The 13179-nt window shown below is 62.4% G+C and carries 12 protein-coding genes; all 12 read left to right on the top strand.

The annotated features are described in order from the left end of the window. The first annotated feature begins 7 nt into the window (after positions 1 to 7). The 12 genes from GA0004734_RS17490 to GA0004734_RS17545 all read left to right on the top strand — a co-directional run bounded on the left by GA0004734_RS17490 (position 8) and on the right by GA0004734_RS17545 (position 13102). On the top strand, positions 8 to 1552 hold the full coding sequence (locus tag GA0004734_RS17490; RefSeq protein WP_092936440.1) for a chemotaxis protein CheW: 1545 nt from the start codon (positions 8 to 10) through the stop codon (positions 1550 to 1552). Between the two features lie 8 nt (positions 1553 to 1560). Beyond that, a complete protein-coding gene (gene cheB, locus GA0004734_RS17495) occupies positions 1561 to 2688 on the top strand; it encodes a chemotaxis-specific protein-glutamate methyltransferase CheB (protein ID WP_092936442.1) in 1128 nt (375 codons plus the stop codon). A gap of 20 nt (positions 2689 to 2708) precedes the next feature. Then, a complete protein-coding gene (locus GA0004734_RS17500) occupies positions 2709 to 3344 on the top strand; it encodes a HEAT repeat domain-containing protein (RefSeq protein ID WP_210173758.1) in 636 nt (211 codons plus the stop codon). Further along, positions 3341 to 4198 (top strand): CheR family methyltransferase, encoded by an 858-nt coding sequence (locus GA0004734_RS17505; protein WP_092936444.1) that lies wholly within the window; start codon positions 3341 to 3343, stop codon positions 4196 to 4198. Before GA0004734_RS17500 ends, GA0004734_RS17505 begins: the two co-directional genes overlap by 4 nt. Further along, positions 4195 to 4566 (top strand): response regulator, encoded by a 372-nt coding sequence (locus GA0004734_RS17510; RefSeq protein ID WP_092936447.1) that lies wholly within the window; start codon positions 4195 to 4197, stop codon positions 4564 to 4566. Before GA0004734_RS17505 ends, GA0004734_RS17510 begins: the two co-directional genes overlap by 4 nt. Further along, on the top strand, positions 4563 to 7337 hold the full coding sequence (locus GA0004734_RS17515) for a chemotaxis protein CheA (protein ID WP_092936449.1): 2775 nt from the start codon (positions 4563 to 4565) through the stop codon (positions 7335 to 7337). Before GA0004734_RS17510 ends, GA0004734_RS17515 begins: the two co-directional genes overlap by 4 nt. Continuing rightward, complete coding sequence (locus tag GA0004734_RS17520) at positions 7337 to 7573, top strand: hypothetical protein (protein ID WP_092936451.1); 237 nt, start codon at positions 7337 to 7339, stop codon at positions 7571 to 7573. The genes GA0004734_RS17515 and GA0004734_RS17520 overlap by 1 nt, the downstream gene beginning before the upstream one ends. A 31-nt stretch (positions 7574 to 7604) precedes the next feature. After that, entirely contained in the window at positions 7605 to 8426 is an 822-nt protein-coding gene (locus GA0004734_RS17525; protein WP_210173759.1) for a ParA family protein, read from the top strand. 178 nt (positions 8427 to 8604) lie between these two features. Next, entirely contained in the window at positions 8605 to 10332 is a 1728-nt protein-coding gene (gene kaiC / locus GA0004734_RS17530; RefSeq protein WP_092936453.1) for a circadian clock protein KaiC, read from the top strand. 11 nt (positions 10333 to 10343) lie between these two features. Further along, positions 10344 to 10610 (top strand): circadian clock KaiB family protein, encoded by a 267-nt coding sequence (locus tag GA0004734_RS17535; protein ID WP_175386538.1) that lies wholly within the window; start codon positions 10344 to 10346, stop codon positions 10608 to 10610. Next, complete coding sequence (locus GA0004734_RS17540) at positions 10607 to 12325, top strand: ATP-binding protein (protein ID WP_092936457.1); 1719 nt, start codon at positions 10607 to 10609, stop codon at positions 12323 to 12325. Before GA0004734_RS17535 ends, GA0004734_RS17540 begins: the two co-directional genes overlap by 4 nt. A 75-nt stretch (positions 12326 to 12400) precedes the next feature. Next, positions 12401 to 13102: a response regulator transcription factor gene (locus GA0004734_RS17545; RefSeq protein ID WP_092936459.1), complete on the top strand. Its 702-nt coding sequence runs from the start codon at positions 12401 to 12403 to the stop codon at positions 13100 to 13102. Positions 13103 to 13179: the final 77 nt, after the last annotated feature.

The raw sequence follows: 13179 nt of genomic DNA on the forward strand, positions 1-13179 counted from the left end.
TCGCACGATGTCATTCGATCAGGTCATTTCGGACATGGAAGACACGCCCGAGATCGAGACGAACAGCAATCAGTTCGTCACGTTCTCGGTAGAGGGAGAGATTTTCGCAGCGCCCATGGCGCCGGTTCAGGAAATCATCCGCGTGCCCAACCTGGCGCAGGTCCCCCTTGCGCCTCCCTCACTCCTCGGCCTCGCAAACCTGCGCGGCCGTATCCTCCCGATCGTCAATCTCCGACGGATCTTCGGGCTGGCGGACATCGAAGACACGGATGCCACACGCGCGCTCGTCATCAATCTCGGGACGCCGCTCGGTTTCGTGGTCGATCGGGTCGCAAGTGTGATCGCTGTCGATGAGGCCGATATCGAGCCGGCAGCGGCAATCGGCGCGACCGTCGATGCCCGTCTCCTGACCGGTGTCGTCAAGATGCCGAATGGCGAGATCATCATGATCCTCGACTTCGCCCAGCTGATCGCCCGGGAATTCGTGGGAACGCCTATGGATGGCCGTATCTCCGACGTCGCTATCGCGGGCGATATTTCGTCTGCGGCGGGCGACGACGAGGAAGAGATCGATGCTGACGAGATCCAACTCGTCTCCTTCACCGTCGAAGGCCAGGAATATGCGGCGGATATCGCCGCCGTTCAGGAAATCGTCCAGATGCCGGAACGGGTGGTGGCGATCCCCAACGCGCCTCTGCACGTGCTCGGCCTCATGACCCTGCGGGAAAGGCTTTTGCCGCTTGTGTCGCTGCGGGTTCTCCTTGGTCTTCCTGAAAAACAGGAGAACGAGGACCAGCGCATCATCGTTCTCGGGCTCGGCGAAGGCCAGGCCGTCGGCGTCGTTGCCGACAGTGTGGACGAGGTCCTGCGGGTACCGCGCGGTCAGGTCGAAACGCTCCCGGCCATCCTCGCGAGCCGTGGTGGGCTCGAGGAGATATCGGCTGTCTGCCGTCTGGACGGTGGCAAGCGGCTCGTTTCGATCCTCGATACCGACCGGATGTTCGCCAATGCCGCCATGAAAACCGCGTTGGCCAAGGCAAGCGCGATGGAGACGCACATGACCGACGCCGACAGCGACATGGACGATCACGATATCGCGGAGGACGAGGAACAGGTCGTCGTTTTCCGCCTGGGCAGCGAGGAGTTCGGCGTGCCGATCGCCGCGGTGCACGAGATCGTGCGGATCCCGGAAAGCCTGACGCGGGTTCCCACGGCACCGTCCTTCGTGGAAGGCGTCATCAACCTTCGCGGCGCCGTTCTCCCGGTCATCGACCAGCGTCGGCGACTGAACCTCGAGGACATCGAGCGGAACGACCGCCAGCGCATCATGGTCTACGCGCTGAACGGCCGGCGGACCGGCTTCATCGTGGATAGCGTGACGGAGGTTCTGAAAATTCCGCGGAACGCAATCGAACGCTCGCCCCGGCTCTCGTCGGACCAGCACCGCATCCTCGGACGCGTCGCGAACCTCGAGAAGCAGAAGCGCATGATCATGTTGATGGATCCCGATGCTCTCCTCTCGGAGACGGAACTCGCGGATCTGGAGGCGTAGTCGAGCAGATGCCACTGAAGGTTCTTGTCGTGGATGATTCCGCGCTGATGCGAAAGCATCTGACGACTCTGCTGAAAGCGGAAGGTTTCGAGGTGCAGATCGCCCGCACGGGGCGGGAGGCCTTGACGGAGCTGTCCTTCTTCAAGCCCGATGTCGTGACGCTCGATATCAACATGCCCGAAATGGACGGGCTGACGGCGCTGGCGCACATCATGACGGAGCGGCCAACGCCGACCGTCATGGTGTCGTCCCTGACGGAACGGGGAGCCCTGGCAACGCTGGAGGCTCTGGCGCTCGGGGCCGTGGACTACATCGCCAAACCGGGCGGAACGATCTCGCTGTCAATCGACGCGATCTCCAGCAGTATCGTCCAGAAGGTGAGGGCCGCCTCCGAGGCACGCATTCGGGGACGTTCCGGGCGCGGCGATCGCTACAGGGCGGCGGCACCGGCCCCGGCGCCGATATCTGCTTCGGCATCGGCGGCGGCTTCCGCGCGGGCCTCTCTCGTGAAGGACGCGACACCTCGCAAGCGGAGCTATCCGGCCAGCGGCAGCCCGTTCGGCCTTGTGCTGATCGGCGTTTCCACAGGCGGTCCACGCACGCTCGAGGAGGTTTTGCCTTTCTTGCCGGCCAATCTGCCATGGCCTGTGCTGGTCGCCCAGCACATGCCGCCATCGTTCACCGCGTCGCTGGCGTCCCGCCTGAACGGGCTCTGTCCGCTGGAGGTCCGCGAAGGGGTCAGCATGGAGGAACTGCGACCTGGGAATATCTACATAGCGCGCGGCGGCACCGACATGGTCGTCGCACAGCGCGGCAGCAAGCTCGTCATCGTCAACCGGCCAGAGTCTCCGGGCCACACCTGGCATCCCTCCGTGGAACTCCTGGTGCAATCGGCGGCCGAACTGGTTCCGGCTGAAAAGATCATCGCCGTCCAGTTGACGGGAATGGGACACGACGGTGCTCAGGCGATGACGGACCTGAGGAAAGCCGGCGGACGGACGATCGCCGAAAGCGACGAGACGGCCGTTATCTTCGGGATGCCGGCGGAACTGATCAAGCGCGGCGGCGCCGAATGCGTGCTTCCCAGCGGGAAGATCGCGCAACAGATTCGGCAGTGGATCGGCCGAGCATCATGAACCGGAGAGGATAGATCGCCATGCCGATCATGAAACCGAAAACGCGTGGGCCTTCCGAGGCCGGTGACGTTGCGAACAGGCAGCTATCGTTTGCAGAACTCGTCAAAGGTCTCACGAGCGGGGACCACGCCGTGCGCCTTGGCGCCGTCCGAAGCCTCGGTATTCAGGGCGGCACACCGGCCATCGACGTTCTCTGCCAGCATCTCGTCATCGACAGCGATCGCTCGACACGGGACGTCATCGCGGTCGAACTCGCCCGGCTTGGGGGTGAGGCGGTCGTTGAAGGTCTGATGCCGCTTCTTCGGTCCGATGACGCGGCATTGCGCAACATCGCCATCGACATTCTGAAGGAGTTGCCGACGGATGTCGCTCCGCGGATGGAAGCGCTGCTCGACGACCCCGACCCGGATGTCCGCATCTTCCTTGTCAACGTGCTGGAAGCCCTGCGTCACCCGGCGGTCGAGGACTGGCTCGTCGCCGTCATCACCATGGACACCAATGTCAACGTGGTCGGCACGGCGCTCGATCTCCTCAACGAGGTCGGGTCCACGGCCTCCGTCCCCGCCCTCCGCGCAGCCATTGCCCGGTTCCCTGATGAGCCCTTCGTGACCTTCTCCGCTGAAAATGCGCTTCGTCGGATCGGGAGCGCTGCATGAGTGCGGTCAAGGCCATTACCCCGGATGATTTCGCGCGCTTCTCGGAATATTTCTATCGCAAGACCGGCATCCACTTCGACGACAGCAAGCGCTACTTCGTCGATCGCCGGCTGACCGACCGGATCTCCGCAACCGACAGCCAGGACTTCAACACTTATTTCCGCCTGCTTCGGCTCAATCCCTCGGGCAGCGAAACGCAGGTCCTGACCAATCTGATGACGGTCAACGAGACCTACTTCTTCCGGGAAGCCTATCAGTTCGAGTGTCTGACGGACTTCATTCTCGCGGAAGTCGTTCGTTACAAGCGGGCAGGCGACCCGATCCGCATCTGGTCCATGCCGTGCTCCTCGGGCGAGGAACCTTATTCCATCGCCATCCATCTGATGGAGAAATGGGCACATATCGACCGGTACGACGTCGAGATCTTCGGCTCGGATATCGATACGACCATCCTCGCCAATGCGCAGACGGGCATCTATTCGCCGCGATCCGTGCAGGGCGTGCCGCCGAACCAGATGAAGAAGTATTTCACCAAGCTCCGGGACGGGAACTGGCAGATCTGCCAGGACCTCAGGAACTCGGTCGAATTCGTGCGGACCAATCTGAACGAACCTGCCGATCTCGCGCGGTTCAGCAGGGTCGACGTCATCTTCTGCCGCAACCTCCTCATCTACTTCGATGACATGTCGCGACGCGCGGCGGCCGAAGCTTTCTATGAAACGATGAGCCCGGGCGCCTTCATCTGCCTCGGTCACTCGGAATCGATGAGCCGAATTTCCAGCCTGTTCAAGGTGCGCCGCTTCGGCAGCACCATCGTCTACCAAAAGCCGTTGCCGGGAGAAGCCTCCGCATGAAACATGTCCTGATCATCGACGATGCGACGACGGTGCGCATGTACCATCGCCAGATCCTCTCAGAGGCCGGTTTCGCGGTTGACGAGAGCATCAACGGGGTCGAAGCGCTCGAAAAGGCGCTGACCAAGCGCTACGACCTGTTCGTCGTGGACGTCAATATGCCGAAGATGGACGGCTACCGGTTTCTGCGCGAACTGCGTTCGAATGCGGACGTCCATCAGGCGCCCGCCGTGATGGTATCGACCGAGGCCGAGGCCAAGGATCGCGATGCCGCCTGGGCTGCCGGGGCCAACTACTACATGACGAAGCCGACCAAACCGGGTGCGCTGACGCGCGTCGCCCACCTTCTGACGGGAGAAGCCCAATGAGTCCTCTTCTCGAACAATTCCTGATCGAAGGTCGCGATTTTCTCGAGCAGATCGGCCAGAAGCTCCTCTCTCTCGAGGAAGATCCCGGCAATGAAGACATCATCGGCGAGATCTTCCGGGCCGTCCACACGCTGAAGGGCAATTCCGGGCTTTTCGACATGCCGAGCCTGACGAGCGTCGTTCATGCTGCCGAGGATCTTCTGGACCGTGTGCGCGACCGCACGATGGAGATGACTCCGGAGCTGACGGATGCGCTTCTCGAAGCCATGGACTTCGTCAATCGCCTTTTCGAGGACGTCGAGAATCATGGCGCGATCCGCCCGGAATATTCCGCACAATCTGCCGATATCGCCATGCGGCTGCGCAACCTCCTGCCGGCCCGCGAGCCACAGGCCGTCGGCCTGTTCGAGGAGGAACCGTCCTCCGTGGAGCCCCCAGCCGACTGGTCCTGGCTCGGTCGTATCCCGGATACAGAGCGGCTTGCCGCGTTCGAGGCCCTTTCGACACCAGCCTCCGTCTTCGTCGTTCGCTACAGGCCGGAGCCGGAATGCTTTTTCAAGGGTGAAGATCCGGTTCTTCTCGTGCGAACGGCACCCGGCATCTTCCTCTTTGACATCACCACGCTGGAGCCATGGCCCGATGCCGCGTCGCTCGACGTTTACCGTTGCAACCTGCAATTCGATCTTGTCAGTTCCGGGAGCCGCGAGGAGGTCGAGCACCATTTCCGCTATGTGCGGGATCAGACGGCGTTCTATACGGTCCCGGCGGTAGCCCTCGCTCTTCCGTCCGGCGAAGGTGGGGCAAAGACGGATGGCGCGGCGGAGGTTGGCATGATCGCCCCAATCTATCTGGAACAGGCGCGGGACAGTCTGGAGACCGGAGATCTGGACGGCCTGCTCGCCGTCACGAGCACCGCGCTCGACATGATCAATCCCGCACTCCATGCCGCGTCCGCGCTTCGCTGGGTGAAACGGCTGGTGGAGGCAGGCGCAGGCGTTGGCCCCGTCGCATTCTTGATCGACGCACTTTCTCGCAACGCCTTGCCGGACTGGCAGTCCTATGCCCGTCGCGTGGATGGTCCGCAGGCCCAAGCGACCATCCCATCCCGGCAGGCGCCCGTCGAAGAACAGGTCTCAACGCGGACGCTCGCCGATCCGAGACAGGCACGCGTCGCGGATGATCTGGTCAAAACCCAGATCATCATGCTCCAGCAGCCAAGCCGCCCGGTCGAGCTTGCCGGACGTATTCGCTCAGTTCGAAACGTCATGGCCAACCTGCTGAGTGCCATGGGTGAAACCGGCGTCCCTGTGTCGCTCGACGAAGCCACTCGCATTGCGCTCGACGGTGCCGACGCGGCCCCGCTGATCGCCTTCCTCGACGGCGTCGCCTTTTCCGGTGAGACGGCCCGTGAATTTATCGAGGCTCCGACCCTTGAGCCGCCGCTGGCGCTCAGGGAGACCGCGCCTCGTGAAACCGTTCTCGAAGGGGCATCGAATTCGGCTGCCAATGCCCCTTCACAGCCGGCTCCGCGCGCCGCGATGCTCGACGCCGGCGATCCGGCCAGGCGGACGGGCGATGCGCCTGGCCCCGACCGCGGTGTCCGGGTTCTCAAAGTGCCGCAGGAAAAGGTCGATCGCCTTATGGATCTCATCGGCGAGATGGTCGTCGCCAAGAACGCGCTGCCCTATCTTGCCGCCCGTGCCGAGGATCATTTCGGCTCCCGGGATCTCAGCCGGGAGATCAAATCGCAATATGCGATCATCAACCGGATCGCCGAGGAAATGCAGGACGGCATCATGCAGGTGCGCATGCTGCCGGTCGGCGCCGTATTTCAGCGTTTTCCGCGGCTGGTGCGCGACGTTTCGCGCCAGCTCGGCAAGCTGGTGCGGCTGGTGGTCGAAGGCGAGGAAACCGAAGCCGACAAGAACATCGTGGAATCTCTTGCCGATCCGATGATCCACATCCTTCGCAACAGCCTCGATCACGGGCTGGAAACGCCGGAGGTGCGCCAGGCTCAGAACAAGCCGGAAGAGGGGCGTCTGACGGTGCGCGCCAGCCAAGAAGGCGACCGCGTTCTCATCGAGATCGAGGACGACGGCAAGGGCATCGATCCCGAGGTCATCAAGCGAAAGGCTTTTGAAAAGGGCCTGATCGATGAACAGCGGCTGGACACGTTGACCGATGCCGAAGCGGTGCAGCTCGTCTTCGCCGCCGGCTTCTCGACCGCCGACCAGATCTCCAACCTGTCCGGCCGCGGCGTCGGCATGGATGTCGTCAAGTCAAGCCTCGAAAAGGTTGGCGGCCAAGTGCAGCTGACCAGCATCAAGGGCAAGGGAACGCGCATTCTCCTGTCGCTGCCTTTGTCGATGAGCGTGTCCAACGTGATGATGGTACACATCGCCGGCCAGCAATACGGCGTGCCCATGGAAAACGTGATGGAAACGGTGCGCGTCGCCGGCAAGGACATTCACGTCTTCAAGGAGCAGCGAACTGCCGTCCTGCGCGGCCGGATCGTGCCGCTCTACGATGCCAATAAGCTGCTCTCCCGCGACAGCATTCCCCAGCCGAACGAGGACGGGGAATATGCCGTTCTCGTCGTACGCGTCGGCGGGCAGACCGTCGGCATCATCGTCGATGGCTTCGCCCAGACGATCGACGTCATCCTCAAGCCGCTCGAGGGGCCGCTTGCCTGCATCTCCGGCTTCAGCGGCAGTGCCCTGCTCGGCGATGGCAGCGTTCTGCTCGTGCTCAACCTGAAGGAACTCCTCTGATGACAATCCGATTTCTGAAGACGAAGGCCGTTCTATCGAGGCATTGCACGGTGGAGGAAGCCGAAGACATCGTGCAATGGCTTATCAACAATCCGAAGGGAGAGTTGAATATGCGCGAGGTGACGCATCTGCATACTGCGTCCCTGCAGGCGATCGCGGCAACTGGCAACCGTATTTCGGTACTGCCGGACGATCCATTCTACACGCAGGCGCTGCAACGTCTCGGGCGTGCCTGATGAAAACCGTCATAAAGTGCGGACGCGGCAGATGAGCGGGCCCATGGACGAGGCTAAGGACGGGAACGAGGACGCGGCTTCGCCCTTCGTGATTGCCGTTGCCAACAGGAAGGGCGGCACGGGAAAGACGACGACGGCGGTCAATCTGGCAGCCGGTCTCGTTCGCCGTGGCCTGCGCACCCTGCTGATCGATTTCGACAGCCAGGGTCATGCCGGGCTGGCGTTCGGCGCCGTTGCAGGGCGAAACGAGCCAACAGCGCACGGGGTTTTCTCGAACGGTCCGGAGGCGCTGGAACGCGCCATCATCGCGACCGCGGGAAAGACGGGATGGCCGGATCTGGTACTTGCAGACACGAGGTCGCCGCATCCCGGCGGGGTCGTGACACCGGACCTGCTGGTGCGCGCGCTCGACGTGCCGCGCATCCGCGAGAACTACGACGTGGTGGTGATCGATACGCCGCCCTCGCTCGATGCGCTGATGGTGACCGCCCTGACGGCGGCCAATGCGGCGATCGTGCCGTTCGTGCCGCACCCGCTGTCCATCGAGGGCGTGCGGCAGTTCAGCCGTGTCTTCTTCTCCGTGCGGCTGGGTGCAAAGCCGCGTCTCCGGCATGTCGCTCTGCTACCTATCATGGCCAGTCCGCACGTTCTCGTGCACCGGCGGATGATCGAGTCGCTGCGTCAGGAATTCGGCAACGACCGTATCCTCGACCCCATCCGGTCGGATATCCGGCTGGCCGAAGCCTTCGGAGCCCATCAGCCGATCTTCGACTATATGCCATCCGGGCGGGGCGCGCAGGACTATGCGGCGCTGACGGCATCCATCGTCACGCGCTGGAAACTCGCTTCATGACCTATCCCCAAATCCGGAAAATAGGCCTCTTTCGAACTTTAATCTAAATTAGAATACATGAAATATCTTGTCTCGCTGATCTCGGAAACACCCCGCAATTCAGCACATCAGGGCGGCATACCTCTTATCGTTCCGGTGGCGTTCACCCCGGCGGCGATCGAACAGAAGCGAGAACGGCATGACCAATGTATTCAACGGCGCCTCCGGCAAGGCGACGACGGGCATCATAGGCCTCGACGAGGTGATGCAAGGCGGCCTGCCCAAAGGACGGACGACCCTGATCGAGGGGGGGCCGGGCTGCGGGAAGACGGTTCTTGCCTTGCAGATGCTGGTCAACGGCGCCAATCTGTCCGGAGAGCCCGGCATCTTCGTCGCATTTGAGGAAAGCTCGCAGCGGATCGCCCAGAATGCAGGCACATTCGGCTGGGACCTCGAAAGCCTGCAACGCGACAACCTGTTCTTCATCGATGCCCAGCCGAGCTACGATCTGCTCCAGTCCGGCCCGTTCGATCTCGGCGGCATGCTCGCCGCCCTCGACGTGAAGGTGAAGGAGATGGGGGCCAAGCGCGTCGTCTTCGATGCGATCGACATGGTTCTCGATCTTTTCGATCATCGACAGGCCGCCCGGAACGAAACCTACCGGCTTCATCAATGGCTGAACGATCGCGGGCTGACGGCGGTGATTACGGCGAAGGCGAGCCCTTTGCGCAATGGCGGTACGTCGGAGGCGCTGGAGTTTCTGCAATTCATGGTCGATTGCTCTATCTTCCTGCGCCACGACATGGTGGAAGGGACATCGCAGAGGAATATCCGCGTCGGCAAGTTCCGGGGCTCGTCCTTCGAGGAAAATGCGACGCCTTTCGGGATCGGGCCGAGAGGCATCGAGGTGGCCTATGGCCGCAACGCCGAAGATTCCAAGCGCAGGGCGTCTACCGAGCGTCTGTCGAGCGGCGTCAAACGGCTGGATACCATGCTCGACGGCGGCTACTATCGAGGTGCCGGCATCCTGCTGACCGGCTCGCCCGGCACGGCCAAGACCACCCTTGCCGGTGCCTTTGCGGTCGCGTCCTGTGAGCGCGGCGACAAGACGCTGTTCGTGACGCTGGATTCGCCGGAAGAAGAGATTTTACGCAATCTCTCGGTGGTCGGCGTCGATCTTGAGCCGCAAGTTGCGTCCGGTATGCTGCTCTTCAAGACGATACGATCGACGACGGCGAGTGCCGAAATTCACCTGATGCGGATCCGGGATATCGCGCGGTCTCATGGTGCACGGTGCCTGGTCATTGACCCCATCTCTGCCTTGTCGAAGTCCGGCAACCTCGGCACCGCACGGAACGTCGTCGAGCGGTTGATCGACTGGTCGAAGGCGGAGGAGATCACGCTGCTCTGCACGAGTCTTCTAGAAGGGGACAATCCGCTCGCCGAGAGCACTGCTGTCCAGATTTCGACGTTGGCCGATACGTGGATCCATCTCAACTACCTCGTCCATGCCGGCGAACGCAACCGCGCGCTGTCGATCATCAAATCGCGCGGCAGCAATCATTCCAATCAGGTCCGCGAGCTTATCCTTAGTGGCTCGGGCATCTCGCTTGCCGACGTCTTCACCGCGGGTGGCGAAGTTCTCATGGGCGCCATGCGCTGGGAGAAGGAGCGTGCCGCACAGCAGGAGGAAGCCGAGCGCGAGACGCAGATGAAGCGTCGGCGGATAGAGCTTTCAGCGGAGGCCGCCGCCCTTCAGGGCCGCATCGACGCCTTGCAGCAGGAGTTGGCCGACAAGCACGAAGATGTCGATCGGCTGAACTCCGGCATGATGAAAAGCGGCGCTGCCGCGGTCGATAGTCTGGTCACGTTGCGCCAGTTGCGCCGGGGGGACGTCATCGACACCGTATCGCAAGGCGAACCGTGATATCCGCGCCCGTGCATTTTCGTCTCTATGTGGCAGGCACGGCCCCGCATTCGCAGCGGGCCGCAGCCAACCTGCGCGCGTTCTGCGCAGCGCATCTCGGCGATCGACATGAAATCGAGGTCATCGATCTCTTCGGCGATCCCCTCCGCGCCCTGACAGACAAAGTTCTCCTGACGCCGACGCTCGTCGTCGACAACTCGGGTACGATCCGGCGGATCGTCGGCGATCTCAGCGAAACGTCCATGTTGCTGGACTTCGTCGAAGGTGGAGCGACGTGAGCGCGCGACAGGCGCTCACCGAAAGCGGAACGGACGAACTCACGCTGCTCATCGAACTGTTGCAGGAGACGCAGCAGCGCATCATGACGCTGACGGACGGCCTGGTCGATGCCGTCATGCCTGCCTCCGGGAACCTGTTGCTTCTGCCGGAAACACAGACCCATTTCCGCGATCAGGCGATGGCGTATCAGGCCTTCGCGGCCGAGCGTACCGCCATTCTCGATGCACTGCCGGCCCATGTCGCGCTTTTGAGCGCGACGGGTGAGATTCGGACCGTCAATGCCGTGTGGCTGGCGTTCGCCGATCAGCTCTCGCCCGTGCCGGGACTGGCGGTCGGCACGGTCTACGCCGATTTCTGGAGCACGCCGGAGGCGTTCGGTACCCTTGATGTAGACGCTGTCCGCTCGTCCGTCGCCGCCGTTCTCCGCCGCGAACGCCGGCTGCTCGACGTCGAATATTGCCTGCATCTTCGTCCCTCCAAGCCCTGGTTCCGTCTTGTCGTCGCGTCGCTGGCCGACGATGCGGAACGCGGCGCCGTCGTCATGCACATCAATATCACCGAGCAGAAGGCGAACGAGGAGAAGGTCCGGCAGATGCAGCGTCTCGATGCGCTGGGTCAGCTGACCGGGGGCGTGGCACATGATTTCAACAATCTGCTCATGGTCATTATGGGGAACGGCGAGGCCCTTCTCAGCAGTCTTGCAGAAGACGAGCAGCGGCGCGACTGGGCGGAACTGATCGTTCTCGCGTCCGAGAAAGGTGCCGCTCTCACCAATCGCCTGCTGGCTTTTGCAAGACGTCAAGCTCTCGTGCCGGAAACCATCGACCTGTCGGCCCTGCTCGCAGGTGTCGTCCTGCTCCTTCATCGCACGATCGGTGAACATATTACGATCACGGTTCCCGCCTTCAACGGTCCCTGTCACGTCCGCGCCGATCGCTCCCAGCTCGAAAACGCCGTCATCAACCTCTGCATCAATGCGCGGGACGCCATGCCGCACGGCGGCTCCATCACGCTCAATCTGGCAAGCCGCAGCATTCTTGCAGAGGACAAACCGCCTGCCACCGACCTGCCGCCCGGAGACTATGTCGTCCTAACGGTCTCCGATACGGGCAGCGGCATGGCTGCCGCAACGTTGATGCGGTCCTGTGAACCGTTCTTCACGACGAAGGCAATGGGGAAGGGGACGGGCCTCGGCCTCAGCGTCGTCTACGGCTTCATCAAGCAGTCGAGTGGCGCGATCTCTATCGACTCCGTCCTGGGTGCGGGAACCGATGTTCACCTTTGGCTTCCATGCGTTCCGAAACCGGTGGCGAACGTGGAAAGCGGACCCAAGGCACGGGACGGCGTCAAGGGCCAGCGAATCCTGCTGGCGGAAGACGATCCGCTGGTCGCCCGCTCCGTTCGTCAGCAACTGATCGGCTTCGGCTATCAGGTCGTCAGTGTTTCGAATGGTTCCGAGGCGCTAGACTACCTTGCGCAGGATGCGGCGTTCGATCTGGTTTTTACTGACATCGTCATGCCGGGCGGCGTGAGCGGGCTCGAACTGGTCCGTGACGCCGGGCGTCTCTATCCGCATCTGAAATTCCTGCTGACATCGGGCTATGCCGATGCGCTCGACGATGCCTTGCGGGCGCGTCTCGCTGGCAGCCTTCTCGCCAAACCCTACAAGCGCTCCGCACTGGCGGAGAAACTCGACATCTTGCTCCGGCCATGACCGGCAGACGCCGAACACTCAACGAGCGCCCGATTGCAGGACGATATGCATAGAGAGAAAGCAGCATGAACTGACATGGATATTCTGATCATCGAAGACGACGTTCTCATTGCGAAGACAATGAAAAGCACGTGGCCGGTTGCCGGCGACACGCTGCAGGTCGTCTCGACCTACGCGCAATCCCTCAGCCTGATCACGGGGCCGGAGTTGATGCTGTTCGACGCCGTGGTGCTCGACATTCATCTCCCGGACGGCGATGGTCTCGGCATCCTTCGCACGATCCGGGCGCATTCGACGGTGCCGATCGTGATGATTTCGGGGACGGGTACGCCCGATACGCGTGCGGGCGTCTTCGATGTCGGTGCGGACGACTACCTGATGAAGCCCTTCTCCGTTCGAGAGTTGCAGGCCCGGGTGGCGCGACTGGTCACCGTCCGCAAGGCCGCTCAGCCGGAAGGGCTCACGGGCGCCTTCCTGGTCGATCGTGTCGAATGCGATCTCCAGATCCGGCATCTCATTCTCGGGACGGCCGTCGAATCGCTGACGGACGCCGAAGCCCGTATTCTCGGTTACCTCCACGCCAATGCCGGCAGGACCTGCAGCAAATCGGCCATCTACAAGCATGCCTTCTTCCGTGCGTTCAATCCTGCGGACAAGACGCTCGATGTCTATGTCGGACGCATCCGACGGAAACTTTCCGCGCTCGATGCTCAGAGCGCCCTCCATCTTCAGACGGCGCGCGGGGTCGGCTACCGGCTGGAAGCGTCGCAGCGCTGACAGGCAGGCTGCGACCGCGGCCCGACTACATCGTTGCGTGTGCGCGGAAGGTCGAGAACGAGATCATCGACGGATGG

This window comes from Rhizobium sp. 9140, from assembly GCF_900067135.1.
Lineage (GTDB): Bacteria > Pseudomonadota > Alphaproteobacteria > Rhizobiales > Rhizobiaceae > Ferranicluibacter.